The organism is Vibrio sp. CCUG 15886, from assembly GCF_028570825.1.
Taxonomy (GTDB): Bacteria; Pseudomonadota; Gammaproteobacteria; order Enterobacterales; family Vibrionaceae; genus Vibrio; species Vibrio vulnificus_B.
The window spans coordinates 23,626-44,620 of sequence record NZ_JAQQBT010000001.1 but is presented as its reverse complement, the minus strand read 5'-3'; the positions used below and the strand labels follow the sequence as shown (position 1 = coordinate 44,620).

Annotated in this window: 21 protein-coding genes; 11 read left to right on the top strand and 10 right to left on the bottom strand. The window is 46.4% G+C overall.

Annotation, left to right across the window (positions count from 1 at the left end; translation table 11 throughout):
* The first annotated feature begins 334 nt into the window (after positions 1–334).
* The gene (locus tag PQQ36_RS00210; RefSeq protein ID WP_011082450.1) at positions 335–634 is read left to right on the top strand and encodes a YfcZ/YiiS family protein; all 300 of its coding nucleotides are present in this window, start codon (positions 335–337) and stop codon (positions 632–634) included.
* Between the two features lie 25 nt (positions 635–659).
* On the opposite strand, the gene PQQ36_RS00205 is transcribed toward PQQ36_RS00210, so the two are convergent.
* A complete protein-coding gene (locus PQQ36_RS00205; RefSeq protein ID WP_011151800.1) occupies positions 660–965 on the bottom strand; it encodes a DUF1496 domain-containing protein in 306 nt (101 codons plus the stop codon).
* Positions 966–1,044: 79 nt separating this feature from the next.
* On the opposite strand from PQQ36_RS00205, the gene PQQ36_RS00200 reads away from it, so the two are divergent.
* Positions 1,045–1,656 carry a hypothetical protein gene (locus PQQ36_RS00200; RefSeq protein ID WP_011151799.1) on the top strand — a complete coding sequence of 204 codons (612 nt, stop codon included), beginning with the start codon at positions 1,045–1,047 and terminating at the stop codon, positions 1,654–1,656.
* 88 nt (positions 1,657–1,744) lie between these two features.
* Here the strand turns inward: PQQ36_RS00200 and PQQ36_RS00195 are convergent, their stop codons facing one another.
* Positions 1,745–2,848: a 1-acyl-sn-glycerol-3-phosphate acyltransferase gene (locus PQQ36_RS00195; protein ID WP_040110578.1), complete on the bottom strand. Its 1,104-nt coding sequence runs from the start codon at positions 2,846–2,848 to the stop codon at positions 1,745–1,747.
* A gap of 204 nt (positions 2,849–3,052) precedes the next feature.
* Between PQQ36_RS00195 and PQQ36_RS00190 the strand changes: the two genes are divergently transcribed.
* A complete protein-coding gene (locus PQQ36_RS00190; protein WP_225495132.1) occupies positions 3,053–3,658 on the top strand; it encodes an AraC family transcriptional regulator in 606 nt (201 codons plus the stop codon).
* 118 nt (positions 3,659–3,776) lie between these two features.
* On the opposite strand, the gene PQQ36_RS00185 is transcribed toward PQQ36_RS00190, so the two are convergent.
* Together PQQ36_RS00185 and PQQ36_RS00180 are read right to left on the bottom strand one after the other, a co-directional pair.
* On the bottom strand, positions 3,777–4,256 hold the full coding sequence (locus tag PQQ36_RS00185; RefSeq protein WP_243344852.1) for a hypothetical protein: 480 nt from the start codon (positions 4,254–4,256) through the stop codon (positions 3,777–3,779).
* Positions 4,257–4,276: 20 nt separating this feature from the next.
* Complete coding sequence (locus tag PQQ36_RS00180; RefSeq protein WP_011082444.1) at positions 4,277–4,801, bottom strand: nicotinate-nicotinamide nucleotide adenylyltransferase; 525 nt, start codon at positions 4,799–4,801, stop codon at positions 4,277–4,279.
* 148 nt (positions 4,802–4,949) lie between these two features.
* On the opposite strand from PQQ36_RS00180, the gene nadE reads away from it, so the two are divergent.
* Entirely contained in the window at positions 4,950–5,780 is an 831-nt protein-coding gene (nadE, locus tag PQQ36_RS00175) for an ammonia-dependent NAD(+) synthetase (protein ID WP_101957821.1), read from the top strand.
* A 112-nt stretch (positions 5,781–5,892) separates the two neighbouring features.
* Here nadE and PQQ36_RS00170 read toward each other — a convergent pair whose 3' ends face one another.
* The gene (locus tag PQQ36_RS00170) at positions 5,893–7,713 is read right to left on the bottom strand and encodes a hybrid-cluster NAD(P)-dependent oxidoreductase (protein ID WP_273660135.1); all 1,821 of its coding nucleotides are present in this window, start codon (positions 7,711–7,713) and stop codon (positions 5,893–5,895) included.
* A 269-nt stretch (positions 7,714–7,982) separates the two neighbouring features.
* On the opposite strand from PQQ36_RS00170, the gene pyrC reads away from it, so the two are divergent.
* Positions 7,983–9,011, top strand: a complete 1,029-nt coding sequence (gene pyrC / locus PQQ36_RS00165; protein ID WP_224640388.1) for a dihydroorotase — start codon at positions 7,983–7,985, stop codon at positions 9,009–9,011.
* 130 nt (positions 9,012–9,141) lie between these two features.
* Complete coding sequence (locus PQQ36_RS00160; protein WP_273660134.1) at positions 9,142–10,305, top strand: GGDEF domain-containing protein; 1,164 nt, start codon at positions 9,142–9,144, stop codon at positions 10,303–10,305.
* Here the strand turns inward: PQQ36_RS00160 and PQQ36_RS00155 are convergent.
* Positions 10,302–11,216, bottom strand: a complete 915-nt coding sequence (locus PQQ36_RS00155) for a DUF808 domain-containing protein (RefSeq protein ID WP_243344840.1) — start codon at positions 11,214–11,216, stop codon at positions 10,302–10,304. The genes PQQ36_RS00160 and PQQ36_RS00155 overlap by 4 nt on opposite strands.
* 172 nt (positions 11,217–11,388) lie before the next feature.
* On the opposite strand from PQQ36_RS00155, the gene PQQ36_RS00150 reads away from it, so the two are divergent.
* Entirely contained in the window at positions 11,389–12,306 is a 918-nt protein-coding gene (locus PQQ36_RS00150) for a M14 family metallopeptidase (RefSeq protein WP_273660132.1), read from the top strand.
* Here the strand turns inward: PQQ36_RS00150 and PQQ36_RS00145 are convergent.
* A complete protein-coding gene (locus PQQ36_RS00145; protein ID WP_026050763.1) occupies positions 12,301–13,089 on the bottom strand; it encodes an AraC family transcriptional regulator in 789 nt (262 codons plus the stop codon). The genes PQQ36_RS00150 and PQQ36_RS00145 overlap by 6 nt on opposite strands.
* Before the next feature lie 99 nt (positions 13,090–13,188).
* On the opposite strand from PQQ36_RS00145, the gene PQQ36_RS00140 reads away from it, so the two are divergent.
* The 3 genes from PQQ36_RS00140 to PQQ36_RS00130 all read left to right on the top strand — a co-directional run bounded on the left by PQQ36_RS00140 (position 13,189) and on the right by PQQ36_RS00130 (position 15,082).
* Positions 13,189–14,097, top strand: a complete 909-nt coding sequence (locus PQQ36_RS00140) for a DMT family transporter (protein ID WP_015727602.1) — start codon at positions 13,189–13,191, stop codon at positions 14,095–14,097.
* Positions 14,098–14,210: 113 nt separating this feature from the next.
* Positions 14,211–14,696 (top strand): acyl-CoA thioesterase, encoded by a 486-nt coding sequence (locus PQQ36_RS00135; RefSeq protein ID WP_011082435.1) that lies wholly within the window; start codon positions 14,211–14,213, stop codon positions 14,694–14,696.
* A 140-nt stretch (positions 14,697–14,836) separates the two neighbouring features.
* A complete protein-coding gene (locus PQQ36_RS00130) occupies positions 14,837–15,082 on the top strand; it encodes a hypothetical protein (RefSeq protein ID WP_011082434.1) in 246 nt (81 codons plus the stop codon).
* A 366-nt stretch (positions 15,083–15,448) separates the two neighbouring features.
* Here the strand turns inward: PQQ36_RS00130 and malG are convergent, their stop codons facing one another.
* The 3 genes from malG to malE form a co-directional block, all read right to left on the bottom strand.
* A complete protein-coding gene (gene malG / locus PQQ36_RS00125) occupies positions 15,449–16,339 on the bottom strand; it encodes a maltose ABC transporter permease MalG (RefSeq protein WP_011082433.1) in 891 nt (296 codons plus the stop codon).
* Between the two features lie 18 nt (positions 16,340–16,357).
* Entirely contained in the window at positions 16,358–17,929 is a 1,572-nt protein-coding gene (gene malF, locus PQQ36_RS00120) for a maltose ABC transporter permease MalF (RefSeq protein ID WP_263222094.1), read from the bottom strand.
* A gap of 74 nt (positions 17,930–18,003) precedes the next feature.
* Complete coding sequence (gene malE, locus PQQ36_RS00115; protein ID WP_011082431.1) at positions 18,004–19,185, bottom strand: maltose/maltodextrin ABC transporter substrate-binding protein MalE; 1,182 nt, start codon at positions 19,183–19,185, stop codon at positions 18,004–18,006.
* 670 nt (positions 19,186–19,855) lie between these two features.
* Between malE and malK the strand changes: the two genes are divergently transcribed.
* Complete coding sequence (gene malK / locus PQQ36_RS00110) at positions 19,856–20,971, top strand: maltose/maltodextrin ABC transporter ATP-binding protein MalK (protein ID WP_011082430.1); 1,116 nt, start codon at positions 19,856–19,858, stop codon at positions 20,969–20,971.
* Positions 20,972–20,995 lie beyond the last annotated feature (24 nt).

The following is a 20,995-nucleotide window of genomic DNA, read 5'->3' as shown; positions in this document are numbered from 1 at the left end:
TACCATTAAATGACATTAGTTTAATATTTACATCTGCATTTTGAACCGATTGATAGCGATAGATTATGTAAAAATAATTTATCTCGAGATACTCTTATAAAATCTTGCTAGGTGCAACTCACTCACTGTGATTACTAAGTAAGTAAAAGGTGAAATCCGGTAAATTATTGACTCGGATCACATCGTCCATTAACAAAATCTAAAGTTATCTCTTGCTTAACCCTCTCAACAAACAACATAGCATACCGATATTTTTTTATCCAAGTTGTTCCATTTATTTCTATTGAAAAAAAAACGAGTTGAGTATAATCCCTTTTTTAAGTGAGGATTCGTTATGAGCATTGAACACGAAGAAACCCAAGTATGTGAAGCGTGTGGTTGCGCTGGTGAAATTGGCTTTATCATCAAAGAAGGCGATGACGTTGCAGACGTGACGATTTACGCTGGTTCAAAAGAATTGCTACAAGCGGAATTTGCCAAGTATCTAGAGCTGGCGAAAGCAGTAAACGAAAATGTGGAATACAACACTACAGATTTGACTGATGACTCCACTGAGCTCACTGCTCGCTTTAAATTCGAAGTGAGTGCAGAGAAACTGATTTTTGAACTGAAAAGCCGCTCTTTATCACGTTAATCCCTAACGCTATTCTTAGACGAGCCTACGATTTAGGCTCGTCTTTTATTTTGATCTGCTGCCATTTCAGTGCACCGTTGGTTTCAAAACTCTTTTCCGCGACACACTCAAGCAACACACCTTCGACATTCAATACCGCGCCAATGGAATACGCTTGATCTTGGTAATAACACACCCGTAAGCGTGCAGAAGATTCTGCTGCCACGACGGCAACGACCTTGTCCCCTGTCGATACCGTTTTTGCTACCGCAGGCCCAGAGCTCAACAGCAAAAACATCAGCGTAGCCAAACCACGAATCGCAGTGATACCTGTTACCCAATTTTGACGCATACACTCTCTCCAACTTCTATTAGTACGCTACAATGCGATGAGATAGGCTTTATGGCCTAGAGCACAAGATTCACCCCAAATGGACATCGCGATGAACACACTTTTCGTCACATCACTGGCCCTTTTCTTTTCCACGGTTACCGTGGCGGTTCCTCTCGACTACTATCAAATTCTGAATCATCTCGATAACTACGGCAATCTGGATTTGCGTAATAAGCCTTACAGCTCACTTCCAGATGGCTTAACGGTCAAAGGCAACCTCAATATTGGTAGCACCACAATAAAAAACTTGCCGAAAGATCTCTCAATCGAAGGCAGTCTAGAGGCAAGTAATAGTCAACTCGCAACGGTCTATCCAGGCACCTCCATTAAAGGTTACGCCAACCTATTGGGTTCTCAAATCAAAAACTGGCCTGCTGGCATCACGCTTGGGGGATATTTGAATCTCACCGATACACCGTTAGAAAAGCTGCCATCTGGCTTACGTGTGAAAGGGGACTTGAGTGTCATTCGCACCCCCATCAAAGCTCTGCCCGAGAATCTGGTGGTGGAAGGCAATTTATACATAGGTGGCTCTGCACTGACAGAGTTCCCAGACAAAATGACCGTCAAAGGCCATATCTTCCTCGGTGGAAATCGTATCAGCAAGTGGCCAAGTGAACTTGACTTAGGGGGCGCGGTGGCGAGATAAAGCCACGTACTTTCCCTCTTTGACATTCCGTTGATAGACAAAAGCCAGCAGTGTGAAGTGATGCTGGCTTTTGTTTTAGGAGCTTATGTTACTTGTTATTACAAGGGTTAGCATAGCTCGCCACTAAGTACTGCTGCGCGCCTTCAGGCAGCTGCAGAAGCTTCTCTGTAAGCGAAGCTCGCACCGCGTCGGTAATCGAGTCATCTTCCAAACCAGCCGCCAACTTATTGATGGGGAATAGATGGTAATGTTCATGTATCTGACGGTCGATCTCTTCGGCTAATGCTTCTGGTGTGGCAAAATCATCCACGATAACATCACCAAAGGCCACTTGAACACGCCCTTTGTATCCAACGATGCCCTGAATAATGCTTTCGATGTCTTCAAATTCACCTTTTTCGTAACGGCCATTGGTTGCCTTTTCGTACAGCTCTCTCGCTTTTGCGATATCGCAGGGATCGTTCTCATAAGAAATCGACACAGGCACAATTTTCAATGACTTCATATATTCGGCAAAATCGATTTTCTGCTTGCGCCCTTCAACATGAAACATTTTCAAAATCGCAGGATCGGTGAAATCATTTCCATCCTTCGCTCGGCCCTCTTTTTGTGCAATCCAAATGGAATTGCCCGTATCAAGGGAATGCTTGATGTAAGACGACAACTGCCCTAGCACTTTCATCATTTCGCGAGGCGCTTTGACTGAACGTTTGACAATAAAACTCTTGTTCAGCTTCATCAGCTCAGTGGCACAAGGCTTTTTCAGTAGGTTGTCACCAATCGCAATGCGCACCGTTTTGTGGCCATGCTTAAACAAACCGTAGTTCACCAAAGCAGGGTCCATCGCGATGTCACGGTGGTTGCAGATAAACAAATAGGCGCTGTCTTTATCCAGCTTTTCTAACCCGGTGTAATTCACGCCATCAGTGGTTGTCTTCAGCGTCTGTTCTAGATACTTCTTTACAACTAACTGTATTGCTTCAACGGAATCAAGCTTGTTCCATTTTCTTTTCAGATAGAACTTCAGAAATGGCGCCACTAAACCTCTAAACCAAGGCGAACTATTGGCATAGCGGTGCTGCAAAATGGCACTAATGAATTCATCATCTTGCACTAAACGGTCGAGTGCTGCAGAAATCTCTTCGTCGTTATAAGGACGAATTTCTAAATATGGGTCAATGTTGTCTGTCATTATTCTTGTCGTATTAAAAAAAACTGGCACATTCTACGCATTGTTGGCAACGCTCGCAGCTACCTTAGCCGTTGTTTCTCTAAGGTCATACCAGTCAACTCACAAATATGACAAATAGTGCCTTAGTTCGTTCCCTGTTTTTTGAGGTTGGCATTTCTCTCGCTAGAAGGTAACCTTAGCGCCCCATGATTTGAGGTACCCAACATGAACTACGCCATTGAATTTAAACGTGAGTCTTTCAGCCATTTAACTGCGATGGCAAGAAAGCGTTCATTGAAGCACAAATGGTTGCTTGTACGTTCAGGATTGGCACTCATTAAAATGGGGAAACAAGAATTTTGCCTGCAACCGAATCAGTCATTTTGGATTCCACAAAACAGCTTATGTTCCATCACGCTGTTTCCGGGGACACAGCTCGATACCCTGGATGTTTCTGTCAGAGTTCGAGAAACATTTCCATACAGCGCTGGATACGTCACGCTCTCGGCTTTATCTTTGGCAATTTTTAACAAACTGGCAGAGACTACTCCTCGCTCGGAAGAACAACTTGAACTGCTTGCGGTACTCAAACGCGAAGCGACACAAATTCGTCCTCTTTTTGAACCATCTGAACTGTGTAAACAGTTGAGTCGTTGGTCCCCTCAGTCACATGAGCTTGATAAAGAGTGGCATATGGCACTACTGGTTCGCGAGGCACAAAAGCGCATGCTTTCTGGTGGCAAAAAAGAGCAAGTGGTCAGCGAGCTGTTTAGCGGCGATGAACAACAATGCAACGTGATCTGCGAGATGTTATTAGGTAAGACGTTGTAAAAGAAGTAGAGCGCACCTTTGCGGGGGAAAAGTGCCGCCACACTCAATCTCAATAAAAACGCCAGCAAACTGCTGGCGTTTTTATTGAGATTCTTACAAAGAGCTTTTGTTGCTGAGATTAGAAAGGCACTTCTATTTGCATCATCACATCGGCTTCAGAGGTTTCGTGCCAACGATAATCAAAGCGCATTCTTGGTTCACCGGATTTTTTATCGCCCAAGCCAATGCTGAACATCAAACCATGACTTCGTAACCACTCTTCAGTTGTCATGTTCGTCACTTGGTTTTCGTACTCTTCCGGCAACCAGAAACCCAGACCAAAGTGCTTATCAGAGAGGTTTTGCGTCAAGACCGGGTTATCTTTTGGCTTTAACGCCCATTCACCCCAGTAATCTTCTTGTGTTTCTTGCTTGTCCTCATTAAGCCAAACCATCGCATTATTTTTCAAGAAATTGATTTTATCTTCGAGTGACGTGCAAATTTCCATGGCACTGTCTTGCAGCATAATTGAACGCTCTTCCAGCAATGCACAAGACGCCGCAGCTTGCTTGGCAAACAACATCGATACAATGCAACATAGGAACGTTCTTTTTAGCATACTCATCAGACCTCTCTAAACTACGGAATTGTCTTATATAACTGCCGTTCTATCAATAATTTTCTTACGGATGGTGTGGTTAATTCCGCCAAATCGTCCCCACAATCGATCGCATGACGTATATCTGTACTTCTAATCTGCACTTTTTCCGGACAAGCCATCACCGCCCATTTCTGAGTGATCTCTTCCGCTTGATAAAAATTGGCGAACTTGAAAAAGTTATCAGGGCCAATCACAAAGGTTATATCGGCCTCGGGGTAGATTTCTTGAATTCGTGTTAGCAAGGCGTAAGTCGTGACACTTTCACCTGGCTGGTATAACTCTTGCTCAATGTTGGAACGCTTCGCAGTCGACAGCGTGAGATCTTGGATAAATGCGTCCAGAAGCTCGCAACGAACTGAGTAGTCAAGCATCTCTTTGCCCCATGCATGTGCAATGGAAGGTTCAAGAAGGACCAAATCAAAATGGGAAAGTGATTCAATAACACTCAGGTGACCAAGGCTAGGAGGATTAAAAGCACTGCCAAAGACGGCGATTTTCAACATAAACGGTATTTACTCGGGTTAGAGAGTTTTCTAATAAAACGAATCGGGTATGATACTACCAGTCATAGTTATTTTGTAATACTAGCCTTGATATTTGTGCCTTTGTCGCCATTTAGGCTAGTTTAGCTTGCAGGAAAAGGAACCCTAAATGGAACAACTCATCCGCGATGAAATGCGTGTGCTTCCAACCATTGATCCGCATTTCGAAATTGAGCGTCGTGTCGCTTTCATCAAAAAGAAGCTGGTTGAATCTGGCTGTAAATCGCTTGTTCTTGGTATCAGCGGTGGCGTCGATTCAACCACGTGTGGCCGTCTCGCTCAGCTTGCTGTGGATCAACTCAACCAAGAATCGAACAGCAATGACTATCAGTTTGTCGCTGTTCGTTTGCCCTATGGCGAGCAAAAAGACGAAGAAGAAGCGCAACTTGCCCTATCGTTTATCCAACCAACGCATTCTGTTTCCGTCAATATTAAAGCCGGTGTCGATGGCTTACACGCGGCTTCTCATGTTGCGTTAGAGGGAACAGGTCTTATCCCACAAGATGCAGCCAAAGTCGACTTCGTTAAAGGTAACGTCAAAGCACGCGCTCGCATGGTAGCTCAGTATGAAATTGCTGGTTATGTGGGTGGCCTAGTACTCGGTACCGACCATTCTGCAGAAAACATCACGGGTTTTTACACCAAGTTCGGTGACGGCGCTTGTGACTTAGCCCCACTGTTTGGTTTGAGTAAACGTCAGGTTCGTCTTGTCGCAGAAACGCTTGGAGCACCGGAACTTTTGGTTAAAAAGGTACCGACGGCTGACCTAGAAGAGCTGGCACCACAAAAAGCCGATGAAGATGCGCTTAATCTGACCTACGAACAGATTGATGATTTCTTGGAAGGCAAACCCGTCTCTGAAGCCGTCAGTGCGCGTCTAGTGAGTATTTACAAAGCCACGCAACACAAACGCCAACCTATTCCTACTATCTACGATTAATCGAGTTTAGGATTCAGCAAGCTCCATACGAAGTGAGCTTAGAAATCGAGATAAAACAATGACCTCGCTTTAAGCGAGGTCATGATTTATGACTTACTTAATCTAAGCGTCGCTACAGAGATTGAAAACGAACATCCGTTAGAGGCACGCAACAACATGCTAGCGCTTTACCCTCGCGTTTTTCTTGCTCAGTCAATGCAGGAACCTCAGGCTGATGAACTTGCCCACTGATGACGCTCACCTTACACGCACCACAAAAGCCTGCTCGACAACTATGCGCGATCGTCAAACCATGATTTTCAACGTGTTCCAGTAAGGTTTGCTGATTATCAGCCGTAAACGTTTCACCATTAAATTCCAGCTCAACCGTTTTGCGCTCACTGTTAGGCGACGTCGAGACACCAAACGCTTCTTGATGATAATGGCTTTCAGGCAGCCCTTTTTTCAGCAGTAGATTCTTCGCCTTTTGCATAAAGCCATCGGGGCCGCACACAAAAACCTGACGAGATTCCACCGCCTTGATCTGTTTAAGATGCGATAAACTCAAGCGCCCTTTGAGACCAAACCAATCTATCGGGGCTTGAGTGAGCGAGATTTTAACCGTGAGCCCAGAATAGCGTGATTTCAGCGCATCAAGCTCCTCTTTACAGGGGATGTCTTCAACGGAGCGACATTGGTGGTAGAACACCACATCCTCGACAAGATCATGATCCGCAAGATAGCGTAGCATCGACAACATGGGGGTTACGCCACTACCCGCCGAGAGCAGCAACAAAGGTTGATGTTTGTCCTCTTGAATATGGAACTGGCCTTGTGGGGATTGTGCAAACAGCTCATCGCCTACCTCAAGATGATCAATCAGCCAATTTGACACTCGTCCACCATCGATGCGTTTGACGGAAATGGCGTATCTTCCTGGCCGAGAAGGGCTCGACGATAAGGTATAACGACGTGAAATGGTTTCACCATCAACGGTGATTTCTAATGGCAAATGCTGCCCTGGTAGATACGCAGGTAGCTGCCCGTGTTCTGGTTCGAGCCAAAACGTGACGAAATCCCGTGCAATGGACTCTTTTTCGACGCAGGTAAGGCGAATATCGTGACAAGCACTGTCCGGATAGACTTCTTTCTCTTTCACTTCCAACACCTCTACCCGGTCTCCCACTTGGATCATCCCTTCATTCAGTGCGACTAAATTTTGTCCGAAAAAGACGCCACCTTGTTCATTGGCGCGAAACGTCAATAAGGTGTTCAATGGTTCTTTATTGGCGCGAAACTGCCCTTTCTCGACATCGACCGTGGTGAGAATACAGCGCTCACAGGGCTTCACCGCTTCAAATATCACCTCACCAATGCGAATTTTTTTCCATCCATCTTCGGCAAACGCATCACAGTTGCTCACCACTAAGTTGGTGCGAAACTGATCCATCGAATGCGTTTCCGGGCTGCGTCGATTGAGTTCTTTTAGTGACGCATCGCTTATGACCAACAGTGGGTAGCCATCCGCAAAACTGACATTGTGTCCGATCTTCTCACGGACTCGATTCGATTGCTCCCCAGAAAACAACAGCTCAACACGGATCCCCAGAATATCGCTAAACCAATCGTCCGCTTCATCAGTGGTGGTGTAAGCGGTGAAATTGTCTTTCCACACTTGCGCCGGTGTTTCTTGTCGCTTGAAGTCTTGATACTTCAGCATCAGGGCGGGTTTGTCTGGGTAAGTGAAAACAATCCCATCAGCAACCAAAGCGGAGCGTATCGTCACCATTTGAGGATATTTACGTGCAGTGACCATTTCACCTAACGCCGTCGCGACCATAAATCGGCGATCGAAAGCAAGCCCTTGTTTTTCTACCCAAGCGGACGTTAAAGCGATTCCTCCAACGGATTTCACTGGATAAACATTAATCTGTTGTAATGTGGCTGACGACATGAACGCTTCCTTGATTATTATCATTCGTGATTTGCCATGATAGTCGTTTGAAAGCACAGAGAAAACCTGAACCTCACTATTCTCACCAATTCTCAGACAGTCATAAAAGTGCGCCTTTGAAGAACAAAAATACAGCGCCTCGAGAGCAAAGCGGAAAAAGCGAGTGAAATAGACAGCACTTTCCTATATCATCCTGTCGCCTAAACGGAAGCGTTTGCCTTCTCTTATTTAGGCTCCTTTTGGATTCTTTTTCTATGGTGGGAGCAACAATGACAACACTTACTATTACTCGTCCTGATGATTGGCACGTACACTTGCGCGATGGCGAAGTTTTGGCAGATACCGTTCGCGATATCAGCCGTTACAATGGCCGCGCACTCATCATGCCAAACACTGTCCCACCCGTCACCACGACTGAAATGGCGCTTGCCTATCGCGATCGCATTCAAGCACATAACCAAACAGAACAATTTTCTCCGCTTATGTCGCTGTATTTGACCGACAATACAACTGCGGATGAAGTACGCAAAGCCAAGGCCAGCGGTGCTGTAGTCGCAGCAAAACTGTACCCTGCAGGCGCAACAACTAACTCCGACTCTGGCGTGACGGATGTGAAGAAAATTTATCCAGTCCTTCAAGCGATGCAAGAAGTGGGCATGTTGCTACTGGTACACGGCGAAGTGACCACACACGATGTGGACATCTTTGATCGCGAAAAAGCCTTTTTAGACAATGTGTTGGCGCCGATTGTTCAAGACTTTCCTGATTTGAAAATTGTCCTCGAACACATCACCACCTCAGATGCGGTTGTGTTTGTGAAGAATGCCAATGAAAACGTTGCCGCAACCATTACCGCTCATCACCTGCTGTACAATCGCAATCATATGTTAGTAGGCGGCATCAAACCCCACTTCTACTGCTTGCCAATTCTTAAGCGCAACACCCACCAACTTGCGTTGATCTCAGCAGCGACGAGCGGCAACAAGAAATTCTTCTTGGGCACGGACTCTGCGCCACACGCCAAAGGCGCAAAAGAATCCGCTTGCGGTTGTGCGGGCTCTTACACGGCCCACGCTGCTGTAGAACTGTATGCAGAAGTGTTTGAGCAAGCGGGCAAGTTGGAAAATCTCGAAGCGTTTGCCAGCCATAACGGCCCGGATTTTTACGGTCTTCCTCGTAACCAAGATACGATCACTTTGGTCAAAGACGCATGGCCTGTTCCTGCTTCAATGCCATTTGGTGGTGATATTGTGGTGCCAATTCGCGCTGGTGAAAACATGGAGTGGAAGGTTAAGTAACCCTAAATCGCCTTGTTGTGTATGCAAATAACAAAATGCCGCTGTTTTCAGCGGCATTTTTTCTAAGTTTTGCCATTCGTCATCTAAGCTAAATGGAGACTTGTGATAGTTAATTGATAAATGGCCGCTTATGGAATTAGACCTGGACATTAAAACCTTGTCTATTGTCACGGTACTGATCTGTGTTGCATACGGATTCGGTATTTTGATGCTGCAATCGATCCAGAAAAATGTTCATGGCCTGACAACCTTAGCCATTGCGGTTTTTGTTATTGCTATCGGTTTTTTTACCTTGAGTTTTGGTAACAGCGCCTCACTCTGGCTATCTAAAGTGCTTGCCAATAGTATGATTTGCTTAGGGTTCACCCTGATTGTCTATAGCTTACAGCGCTTTCGGTCCGCTCCTCCGCTCGCCTCACACATTGCCTTTTTCTTTCTGCCAGTATTGATTGTCTCGCTCGTCTACTTTTCTCAGATAACCGTTTCCACCAATGCACGGATCATCGCGGTGAGTCTGTACATCGCGCTTTGCTGCTTACTCTCCGCTTACGTCGTCCGGCAAGGGAGCGCCCAAGACAACCACTTAGCCATTGGGTTGCTACTCGCGGCCTTTGTCACATTGGCACTCTGGATGCTGTTTCGAACCTATGTGACTCATATGAGCTCACAGATCGTGGATTTTATGTTTGCCAGTAGCATTCACCAGCTCTCTTTCCTCGCCCTTATCATGTTGGTCCTGACGTTGGGCTTCACCTTCCCTTGGATGATCAATGCTCGGCTGATTACCAATATCTACCAAACCTCTCTCAGAGACACCTTAACCAATATTTACAATCGCAGAGCAATGGAGGAGATGATTCCCAGAGAACTCTCTCGAGCAAGCCGCTTAGGCGCTGAGTTATCCATCATTATCCTCGACCTTGATCACTTTAAGCGCATCAATGACCAATATGGCCATCAAGTGGGAGACCAAACTCTTTCTGGCATTGGCCAGCTACTCACGAGTCAGTTGCGTAAACAAGATATATCGTTTCGTATTGGCGGCGAAGAGTTTCTCGTGGTGCTTCCTGACACACCGATTGAAAGTGCGGTTTTAGTTGCCGAGAAACTCCGGCAGAAAATTGCTGAAACGAGGTTTGCGCCGAAACAAAGAGAGACATGGACGGCGAGCTTTGGTGTGGCGCAGTTGATCACCGGAGACGACTGGGATGCGCTAATGAAAAGAGCAGACGCGGCCTTGTATCTCGCGAAACACAAAGGCCGCAATCGAGTCTGTGAAGTCTCCGACGTTTAATGGGTAGCTTGCGAAGAACGCAGTTTTGCTACTACGCTCCACACAGCAACAACCAGTAACCCAGCGAGCAACCCGACTAACCCATTTAGTAAGGTAGGAACGATGGCGCTGACAAATGAGAGGTCCGATAAATTCATGATGATAGGTTCAATCCAATGATGAACCGCAGGGACGTTGTGCACAACAATGCCGCCACCCACCAAAAACATCGCCGCAGTGCCGACTACCGTTAGTACTTTCATCAGTTTTGGCGCAAATCGGATCAGAGCCTGGCCCATGCTATTGAGTGCTCCTTTGCCTTGCGATTTTCTCTCGAGATAGAAACCCAGGTCATCCAATTTAACAATGCCAGCCACCAAACCATACACACCAATGGTCATGGCCAACGCAATCAAACTCACCACCAACACTTGTGTCATGGTGCTCTGCCCCTGCACGGTGCCTAACGCAATGACGATGATTTCTGCTGACAAAATGAAATCAGTACGAATGGCACCTGCAATCTTTTGTTTTTCGTATTGCTCAATGTCCTCTATTACTCGCTCTGCACTGCTGCTTTCGGTTTGATGAGAAGAGTGGAACAGCTTTTCCAGTACCTTCTCCGCCCCTTCAAAGCACAGGAACAGGCCACCCAATAGCAATAAAGGCATGATGAGCCAAGGAATAAAGGCACTGATAAGCAACGCTGCCGGAACCAAAATGCATTTATTTTTGAACGACCCTTTCGCGACCGCCCAGACCACCGGAATTTCTCTTTCTGCCGCCACACCCGACACTTGTTGGGCATTGAGCGCAAGGTCATCCCCTAGTACACCTGCGGTTTTCTTTGCCGCGACTTTCGACATCACCGCAACATCATCTAACACCGTTGCAATATCATCCAAAAGCGTTAATAGACTTGCTCCAGCCATAATTGATTTCTCATAGATAAACTCGAATTATTTCAAAATGTAACAGCGCTCTTCGGTGTCGCCAAGTGAATATTGTGCAAAAAATTGAGTAAGCCTCGTATTGCGGTTGTATCTCAAGGTAACTCGATCTAACCTTGCGACATCATTTGCGCAGCCACCAATAGGGAATTCTATGAAGACGCATTCAACGTATCCAATCGGTATCGCCGGACAAAAATGGGGAGATGAGGAGCGCCTCACTTGGCGACAGCAAACCCACATAAAGCGTGAATATCAGCTTGAAGTTGTCCCTAAGATTCTTGCTTTGGCCGAAGAGTTTGAGCTTGAACAATACGGCGCCCTCTCCTACGATCCCGCCCGCTATCCGCTTTACTGCTTAAAAACCAAAGCTTGGGATGAGAGTAAACCAACCGTATTGATCACCGGTGGCGTGCACGGTTACGAAACCAGTGGTGTGCATGGTGCTCTCAAATTTATGGCGACCGAAGCCACCCGATACGAGCCTTACTTCAACTTGGTTTGCACACCTTGCATCAGCCCTTGGGGTTACGAAACTATCAATCGCTGGAACCCAAATGCGGTTGACCCTAATCGTTCATTTTACGCACAGAGTCCCGCCGAAGAGTCCGCCAACCTGATGCGGTTAGTGGCCACTCTAGGCCCGATTTTGGTTCATTTTGATCTGCACGAAACCACGGACACCGATGAGAGCGAATTCCGTCCAGCACTCGCCGCTCGCGATGGCATCGACTATATCGAAGGGATGATCCCAGACGGCTTTTACACCGTCGCGGACACTGAGAATCCTCAGCCAGAGTTCCAAGCTGCTGTGATTGAATCGGTATCGCGTGTCACGCATATCGCCCCTGCAGATGAGAATGGTGAAATCATCGGCTCTCCTGTCATTCAACATGGCGTCATTCACTACCCAATGGTGAAGCTGGGTTTATGTGGTGGCGTGGCTCGTTGCCAATTTGGCACCACGACAGAGGTGTACCCAGACAGCCCTAAAGTGACCGCACAAGAGTGTGATGATGCACAAGTTGCCGCGATCGTGGGTGGTCTAAACTACGTGATCACGCAGTTATAACAGGCGGTTTTTATATTGCTCCGGGGTTTGCCCGGAGTATTTTTTAAACATACTGATAAAAGGACTGGCTTGGTTATAACCGAGCGTCAATGCCACTTCCTTCACCGTCTGCCCCTTGCGCAATAACTCCATCGAATAAAGATAACGCACACGTAAACGCCACTCGGTAAAGCTCATTCCAAGTTCACTCTGACAGTGTCTGGCTAATGTTCGCTCCGTGGTATGCACTTTTTCAGCCCATTCTGACAAGCTCGTCGTGTCCGTCGGATTCTCTTCTACATGAGCCAAAATAGGCGCTAAGTATTTGTGATCGGATGACGGTAGAAAATGATGTTGGGTTTCTTTGGTTGCCAGTTGATCAAGCAGAACTTGCACCAATCGTTTATCCGACTCTTCGGTCGCCACGTTAATATCGCGCAGGCGAAAATCATCGATAATGGCCGACACAATCGGGGTGACCTGAATCAGACAAGTTTTCGCGGGAAATTTATCCGTCAGCTGTTTGGCAATATTGAGAGAACAATACTCCAATGGTCGTCGATTGAAACTGCGGTGCATAATGCCGGGCGGTACCCAAATCGCAAGGTGAGGCGGAGCTAAAAAGCGGGTTCCTTGCGCTTCCATTTCTAAGATCCCACCACTGATCAATTGAACCTGCCCCCAAGTGTGGCTGTGTTCACGTGTTTCGGTATTCGATAGAAACTCTTCGAAATTCATAAACACATCAGATGGTGGAGTATCGATTGATAACGAGGGATGAAGATGTCGAGGGGACTTTTTCAAACTTGTCTTCCTATCACGCGCAATGTCTTTTAAGAGATACTTGTAATTATAACGACCTGACAAACTATCTGACAACTGTCATTCTGCGAGTAAGTTCTCATGGTTTATCTGCTTCCACTTTTTACTGTTCTTATTTGGGGCGGCAACTCCATAGTTAATAAGTTGGCAGCATCGGCTATTGAGCCGAGTGCAATGAGTTTTTATCGTTGGTTTGTGGCCATGGCGATTCTCACCCCATTTTGCCTACCTCATGTGATTCGCCAATGGCAGCAGATAAAACCGTACCTCAGTAAACTAGCGTTTTTGGCAACGTTAGGCATGGTGTTAAACCAATCTTTAGGTTACTACGCGGGCTTAACCACCAGCGCGTCGAACATGTCGTTGATCACCTCATTGGTCCCTTTGATCAGCGTCTTTCTCAGTGTGCCTCTTTTGGGCAAACGAGTGTCTGCTCTTAGCCTTATCGGTGGTGCAATTTCACTGTTTGGTTTGGCCTACATGCTTGGCCAAGGTGATGTGGCCTTCTTTATTGAACAACCCGTCACGCAAGGGGATGGACTGATGGTGCTTGCTGCGATTGTCTATGCCGCCTACTGCGTGTTACTGAAACGCTGGAAAATGCCATTTTCCAATTGGACACTGATTTACATGCAAGGTCTGTTTGCTGTTGCCATGCTCACACCATTGTGGCTGACCAGTGAGCAGTTGCTACCTAGCGCAGAAGCTCTGCCTTTGATCTTTTATGCGGGCGTCGCGGCCTCCATTCTCGCACCTTGGATGTGGGTCAAAGCCATCGACAGCATTGGCGCAGAATCCAGCGCAATGTTCATGAATTTGCTTCCGGTCGTCGCAGTGGCTTTAGCGACAAGTGTGCTGGGAGAGCAGGTACACCTTTACCACTTTGTCGGTGGGTTATTGGTGATCTTCGGTGTGATTCTTTCGCAACTGAAACCTCGCAAAAAAGCAGCCATGGTTCAGTCGGAAGTCACCTCCGCCACCATTTCATAGTTCGTTGTCATGCGTAACAAGCGCGCCTTGGCGTCTATACGCTAAACTCATTGCTAATAAGTAACATTTTTGTTATCAAATAAGCACAATAATGACATGTTAAGGATTGGCATATGAGTCGTGGTCAACGCAATATTACTCTGCGCTTTCTCGCAGAACCTGGGGATGTGAATTTTGGTGGAAAGGTCCACGGCGGCGCCGTAATGAAGTGGATCGACTTAGCCGCCTATGCCTGCTCTGCAGCTTGGAGTGGCAAGTACTGTATTACTGCCTACGCGGGTGGCATTCGTTTCGTCGCACCGATACATGTGGGTAACTTGGTTGAAGTCAGCGCCAAGGTGATTTACACAGGGACAACCTCGATGCACATTGCCATTGATGTGCAAGCCAGCGATCCCAAAGATCTCAAAAACCGACTCACCACCCATTGTATTGTTATCATGGTTGCTGTTGATGAAAATGGACAACCTACCCCCATTCAAAAATGGATTCCTGAAACCGACGAAGATAAAGCGCTCGAGCAATCTGCGATTCGCTTGATGAACATGCGTAAAGAAATCGGTGAAGAGATGGAAGCACACGTTAAATACCTCAAATAGTTCACCCTACCATCGAGCGTGTGACCTCAGCTAAGGGCTCACGCTCGTCTGTTTCGACATCATTCCAACATCAAAACGTCATAAAAGCGTCATTTTGGTTTGTTTTAATCGCTCAACTAAACTGAGCAAGAGACAACACATTGAAACTAAGGGAAACCACATTAAGTGAAAGCACACTGGCCAATCTCAAGTCGGTTGAATATCAGTGGGTGCGCACCATGTATGTGGAAGGATACGCCAGTGACGAAATCAATCACTACATCCAGGCCTGTTTTGGTGGCGATGTGACGTTTGCCGATCTTTTCCGTCGAGTCGCTCTGCAACAAGAAAGCTTGTACACCCTCCTCCAATACCTTGGCTGCGCACCTTCGAGTAAAGAGTTTTGAGCTAGATCAGAACCTTATCTAACCCGTTTAGCATTCTACAACTATTTCTGTGAACTGATACGCATCAGATCTCATCTCAACTATGCGACTAAAGTAGGAATGGTTACTCTGCTTCCGTCCTTTGTACATACTATCAAGACAAAAACATCAGATACAAAAAAGCCTGAGGACAAACTCAGGCAATTGGTTACAAACACTGTTAGTGATAATCGTAAGGAACAAAGCTAACAGCCAGCTATGCGTAACGCCATGATACTTTCTATTACTAGATCGGCGGCCAAACCAAATGGGTAATAAAAAGTAATAAAACGAGCGACCTGATACGGTCGCTCTTATTCTTATCCTTAAGTTAATCGCAACAAGGGATTAACCTTTAACACCACCGGCAGTCAAACCACCTACTAACCAGCGTTGTGCAAGTAAGAATACGATGGTAATTGGCAACGCTGAAAGCACCGCTGCTGCTGCAAAGTCACCCCACAGATAGTTTTGAGGGTAGAGATACTGCTGCATACCAACCGCTAATGTATAAGAGTTTACATCAGAAAGTAGCAAAGATGCCACAGGAACTTCGCCTACTACACCGATAAACGACAGAATAAAGACCACTGCAAGAATCGGCACAGACAAAGGTAGAAGTACTAAGCGGAATGCCTGCCATGGTGTAGCACCATCCAACGCTGCAGCTTCTTCTAACGAATTATCGATGGTCTCAAAGTAGCCCTTAATCGTCCAAACATGCAGTGCGATACCGCCAAGGTAAGAGAAGATCAAACCACCGTGCGTATTCAAACCAAGGAACGGAATATACTGGCCAAGTTTGTCAAACAAAGCATAAAGTGCCACTAGCGCCAATACTGCTGGGAACATTTGGAAAATCATCATCGCTTTGAGGATAGTCTCCTTACCTTTAAAACGTAGACGCGCAAATGCGTAAGCCGATGTCGTTGAAAGCGCAACAATCAGAATCGATGTAATACCTGCTACTTTTACCGAGTTCCATAACCAAGTGAGAACGGGGAACGGCGGTGGAGTAACAGAGCCATCTGCATTGGTCACGGAGAAACCAAGAGCCAGCTTCCAGTGCTCCAATGACGGGTTGTCTGGAATTAAACTGCCTGTTGCAAAGTTACCCTCGCGGAACGAGATTGCTACGATCATCAACAAAGGGAAGATGATCATCGATAAGAAGGCCCATAATGCAATATGGGTTGCCCATACGCGGTATTTAAGTGATTTACCTTGTACCATTGCCATGTTGTATGCTCCTTACCCTTAGTTCTGAGACAGCTTAGTGAAACGCAGGTTAAGTAGAGCCAGCGCGCCAACCAGTAGGAAAATCAGTGTTGCGATAGCACTTGCCAAACCGAAGTCTTGGCCGCCGCCGCCTTCAAACGCAATGCGGTAGGTGTAGCTCACCAACAAGTCGGTGTAACCCGCAGGCTCTGACGTACCAATCATGTTTGGACCACCTTGCGTCAACAACTGGATCATGACGAAGTTGTTGAAGTTAAATGCAAAGCTCGCAATGAGCAGTGGAGTCAACGGCTTAATCATCAGTGGCAACGTCACGCGAGTGAAGTTTTGCACAAAATTGGCGCCATCAATCGCCGAGGCTTCGTACAAGTCCTCTGGAATCGCTTTCAACAAACCCATACAAAGGATCATCATGTAAGGGAAACCAAGCCAAGTGTTCACAATCAGCACCATGCTTTTTGCCATGATTGGATCAGAGAACCAGCTTGGGCTGATGCCAAACAGCGCATTTAACACCATGTTGATCTCACCAAAACTTTGGTTAAACAGACCTTTAAAGATCAAGATTGAGATAAACGCAGGAACCGCATAAGGCAGAATCAGCAATACACGATAAATAGCACGGCCTTTTAGCTCTTCCCATTGCACGACACTCGCCAACACCAAGCCAATGATGAGCGTGAGTAATACGGTGAGAATAGAGAAAACCACCGTCCAGATAAAGATACTGATGAATGGCTCTTTGATGCCGTCATCTTTCCAAACACGTTCAAAGTTATCGGTACCAATTTGCACCACAAAACCTGGAGAGACGGTGTTGCCAACAAAGTTGCCTGCCTCATCCATCGCTTGGTAAAAACCCAAGTCCATATTGGGCTTGAGCAGTTCACCAGTCTGATTATTCTTCAGCGTTTCGCCATCCGCTTGCATGGTGTAAAGAGGCACTACACCAGCAAACTTGCGTAAACCACTCATGCGGATGTCATCACCATTAGCAAAGTGCAAATCGATGCTGCTTAGTGCGGTACGGTTGCTGACAATGGTCTTAATTGGTTCTGCCGTGCCGCTCACCGCATCCACCGGTGAAAGGTCTAGATCGCTGATGGCGCTGCCAAGAACAAACTCAGGTGTCGACAGTAAGACATCGCCATCTTTAATGACAATACGGTGACCAGAATCGGTTTTATACAGAGTAAACGGATAGCTTTCACCACTTTGGAAAGTACGGTCCAAAAGCACGCTTTGCGCACGATCGAGAGAAAGCTGGTTTTTAGCGCTGTAGTTGGTAAACGCAAGACCAACGGTGTATGCCAAAGGGAAGAGGATGAACAAAATCATCCCGGCAATACCCGGATAAATGTAGCGATGAGCGTAAGTTTTTTTACTACCAAACACATACAACGCCAACGCAGTAAGAATCACAGTAAGCATTGCAAAAGCAACCTCACCGCGAGAATACATTAGAATCGTTGCATAACCATTAATAAGACCGACCGTGCCAAGAAGCGCCCATTTAATAAACACTTTTTTGCTGCCCGGCAGGCTGGCTGCTGGAGCTGTCATAGCATCTGTACCTTGAACTGACTGCATAGGGAACCTGCTAGCGATATATATAGAAAAGAAAGAAAAGTAAGGAGGAGTTACCCCCTCCTTAAAAAGTTACATTATTTTGTCATTTGTTTTTCTGCGTCAGCCAGAGCAGCATCCACAGTTTGACGACCATCCACTACGTTAACGATCGCGTTTTTCGCCGCACCCCAGAATGCATTCATTTGTGGGATATTTGGCATGATTTCACCGTTCATTGCGTTGTCCATCGTCGCCGCAATACGAGCATCTGCATCAAGCTCACGTTGGAACGAGTTCAGTGCAACAGCGCCTAGCGGCTTATCGTTGTTCACCATACGTAGGCCATCATTTGTCAGTAGGTAGTTCTCAATGAACTCTACCGCAAGGTCTTTGTTTGGTGATGCCGTTGAGATGCCCGCAGTAAGAACGCCAACGAAAGGCTTAGAAGATTGACCATTGAACTTAGGCAGTGTAGTCACGCCGTAGTTGATACCAGACTTCTCAATGTTGCCCCACGCCCAAGGACCGTTGATGGTCATCGCCGTCTTACCTTGGTTAAATGCAGATTCAGATACTGAGTAGTCCATGTCTGGAGAGATGATGCCTTTCTCAACTAGCGATTTAACGAAGTTCATTGCGTCTTTCACGCCATCTTTCGCGATGCCTGCGTCTTTAACGTCGTAACCTTCAGAAGTGTATTTGAACGCGTAACCACCATCAGCCGCCATTAGTGGCCACGTGAAGTACGGTTCTTTTAGGTTCCACATGATGGCAGATTTGCCTTCTTTCTTCAGTTTCGCGTTTAACGCTTCCACTTCTTCCCAGCTCTTCGGTGGGTTTGGAACAATATCTTTGTTGTAGATAAGAGATAGAGACTCAACCGCGATTGGGTAGCCGATGATCTTGCCATCGTACTTCACTGCGTCCCATGCAAAATCCACAATGCCTTCTTGAATTTGTTTAGAAGGTTTGATTTCAGCCAACAGACCCGCTTCTGCGTAACCACCGAAACGGTCGTGTGCCCAGAATACGATATCAGGACCGTCACCCGTTGCTGCCGTTTGTGGGAATTTATCTTGCAGCGCATCTGGGTGAGCCACCGTCACTTTAATACCTGTGTCTGCTTCAAACTTTTTGCCTACTTCTGCTAGACCATTGTAACCTTTGTCACCGTTGATCCAGATAGTCAGTTGTCCTTCTTCAATGGCAGCGTGTGCACCGAAAGAACCCAGTGCAACAAGAGTACCTAGTGCGACAGCGCTTAGAGCATTTTTCATGTTCGTATCCTTTTTATATTTTGATGTAGGGCCACTCCACAGAGGATGAGCCGTATTTCGACGTATATCATCTGAAAAAACCTGCTCTGTCTCATCCTCCTATCCTCTACGCCCCAGATATTATGGCGTATTTTCGTGATCTACATCGTCAGAGGTAAGAGAGCAAAATCACAAAAACGGCACTCGATGCGATCGAATTCACATTTAATGACGCGATTATTGTGATATTTGCCCACTCTGGGGGAAGAGGCGTAGAACCCCCTCCTCCTTTTCTACTCCCCCTACAATTAATTGCCGTAGGAGGATGTAGGCGAGTGCTATATCGAAGAAACTGCACTCATCCAAGAGTGGATGGTAAGAACCCTTTCCCAGCAGACCAACTTGGTCACTGTTTTTGCTGGTTTTCATTGCCATACGAGTGGAATGTCATTAGTTAAGATGTTAGTGGTAGTTTGTTATTCACGGGGGAGACATCTTGATGAATGTGGGGGAGAAAACTCGTATTTGGCTATGGTGGGTGGCACTTTAATTTTAGGAACTCCATTTTTAAAGTGCCACCCTGTTTTCTTACTGTTGCTTAACTTACCGATTCCTACTGTTACTGTCCGGCTCCATAATTCATATAATGATGGGCAGTGAATTATAAAAAAATTGATCGAGGACGAGCTAAATGGCGAGTGTCACGTTAAAAAATGTTTGTAAAGCGTATGGCGACGTATTGATTTCTAAAAACGTTGATCTTGAGATCAACGAAGGCGAATTCGTAGTATTTGTCGGTCCATCGGGTTGTGGTAAATCGACATTGCTTCGTTGTATTGCAGGGTTAGAAGACATCACCTCTGGCGATCTTTACATCGGTGAAGAGCGTATGAATGATGTAGAGCCATCGAAACGTGGCGTAGGCATGGTTTTCCAGTCTTATGCACTTTATCCGCACCTAAATCTCTATGACAACATGTCATTCGGCCTTAAGTTAGCGAAAGCAGACAAAAAAGAGATCGACAAACGCGTAGAGCAAGCCGCTGAAATCCTGCAGCTTGGTCACCTACTCGAGCGTCTACCAAAAGCCCTTTCGGGTGGTCAGCGTCAACGCGTGGCGATTGGTCGTACCCTTGTTTCACAACCAAAAGTGTTCTTACTCGACGAGCCGTTGTCTAACCTAGACGCAGCCCTGCGCGTTCAGATGCGAGCCCAGATTACCAAACTGCAACGCCAACTTGGCTGTACCATGATTTACGTTACGCACGACCAAGTCGAAGCAATGACTATGGCTGATAAAATCGTGGTACTTGATGGCGGTTTTGTCTCTCAAGTTGGTAAACCCCTAGAGCTGTACCATTACCCTGAAAATCGCTTTGTTGCTGGCTTCATTGGTTCGCCAAAAATGAACTTTATGAGTGTGCAAATCGTGGATGTAGAGAGCGAACGCGTTCAAGTTAAGCTATCAAATGGCGTGACTTTCTGGGTCCCAGTGGATGGAACAACCGTCAACAAAGGTGATCGCATGTCTCTAGGAGTACGTCCTGAGCACCTAGTCTCCTCTGCACAAGGCGACGCGGTGATCGATGGTGAAGTGATGATCGTCGAGAAGCTGGGTAATGAAACACAAGTCTACCTCAACCTAGAAAGTGCCGATGCAGATGTAATCTACCGCCAACCAGATACGTTGGACGTGGATTCTGGCGATCGCTTAGAAATTGGTATCCCAGCTCATCGCTGCCACCTATTCCACAGCGATGGCCGTGCTTGTAAGCGCCTATTTAATGAAAAAGGCGTAGAGCGTTAATACTATTTTAATCTTCATGTCTTT

What these genes read in the sequence shown, in the direction of transcription:
- PQQ36_RS00205 (WP_011151800.1), bottom strand. Translation starts at nt 965, where the DNA reads ATGCGTCAAAATTGGGTAACAGGTATCACTGCGATTCGTGGTTTGGCT.
- pyrC (WP_224640388.1), top strand. Translation starts at nt 7,983, where the DNA reads ATGACAACACTTACTATTACTCGTCCTGATGATTGGCACGTACACTTG.
- PQQ36_RS00180 (WP_011082444.1), bottom strand. Translation starts at nt 4,801, where the DNA reads ATGTTGAAAATCGCCGTCTTTGGCAGTGCTTTTAATCCTCCTAGCCTT.
- malF (WP_263222094.1), bottom strand. Translation starts at nt 17,929, where the DNA reads ATGCAGTCAGTTCAAGGTACAGATGCTATGACAGCTCCAGCAGCCAGC.
- PQQ36_RS00200 (WP_011151799.1), top strand. Translation starts at nt 1,045, where the DNA reads ATGGACATCGCGATGAACACACTTTTCGTCACATCACTGGCCCTTTTC.
- malE (WP_011082431.1), bottom strand. Translation starts at nt 19,185, where the DNA reads ATGAAAAATGCTCTAAGCGCTGTCGCACTAGGTACTCTTGTTGCACTG.
- PQQ36_RS00155 (WP_243344840.1), bottom strand. Translation starts at nt 11,216, where the DNA reads ATGGCTGGAGCAAGTCTATTAACGCTTTTGGATGATATTGCAACGGTG.
- PQQ36_RS00185 (WP_243344852.1), bottom strand. Translation starts at nt 4,256, where the DNA reads ATGCTAAAAAGAACGTTCCTATGTTGCATTGTATCGATGTTGTTTGCC.
- PQQ36_RS00160 (WP_273660134.1), top strand. Translation starts at nt 9,142, where the DNA reads ATGGAATTAGACCTGGACATTAAAACCTTGTCTATTGTCACGGTACTG.
- PQQ36_RS00195 (WP_040110578.1), bottom strand. Translation starts at nt 2,848, where the DNA reads ATGACAGACAACATTGACCCATATTTAGAAATTCGTCCTTATAACGAC.
- PQQ36_RS00210 (WP_011082450.1), top strand. Translation starts at nt 335, where the DNA reads ATGAGCATTGAACACGAAGAAACCCAAGTATGTGAAGCGTGTGGTTGC.
- malK (WP_011082430.1), top strand. Translation starts at nt 19,856, where the DNA reads ATGGCGAGTGTCACGTTAAAAAATGTTTGTAAAGCGTATGGCGACGTA.
- PQQ36_RS00135 (WP_011082435.1), top strand. Translation starts at nt 14,211, where the DNA reads ATGAGTCGTGGTCAACGCAATATTACTCTGCGCTTTCTCGCAGAACCT.
- PQQ36_RS00150 (WP_273660132.1), top strand. Translation starts at nt 11,389, where the DNA reads ATGAAGACGCATTCAACGTATCCAATCGGTATCGCCGGACAAAAATGG.
- PQQ36_RS00190 (WP_225495132.1), top strand. Translation starts at nt 3,053, where the DNA reads ATGAACTACGCCATTGAATTTAAACGTGAGTCTTTCAGCCATTTAACT.
- PQQ36_RS00140 (WP_015727602.1), top strand. Translation starts at nt 13,189, where the DNA reads ATGGTTTATCTGCTTCCACTTTTTACTGTTCTTATTTGGGGCGGCAAC.
- malG (WP_011082433.1), bottom strand. Translation starts at nt 16,339, where the DNA reads ATGGCAATGGTACAAGGTAAATCACTTAAATACCGCGTATGGGCAACC.
- PQQ36_RS00170 (WP_273660135.1), bottom strand. Translation starts at nt 7,713, where the DNA reads ATGTCGTCAGCCACATTACAACAGATTAATGTTTATCCAGTGAAATCC.
- nadE (WP_101957821.1), top strand. Translation starts at nt 4,950, where the DNA reads ATGGAACAACTCATCCGCGATGAAATGCGTGTGCTTCCAACCATTGAT.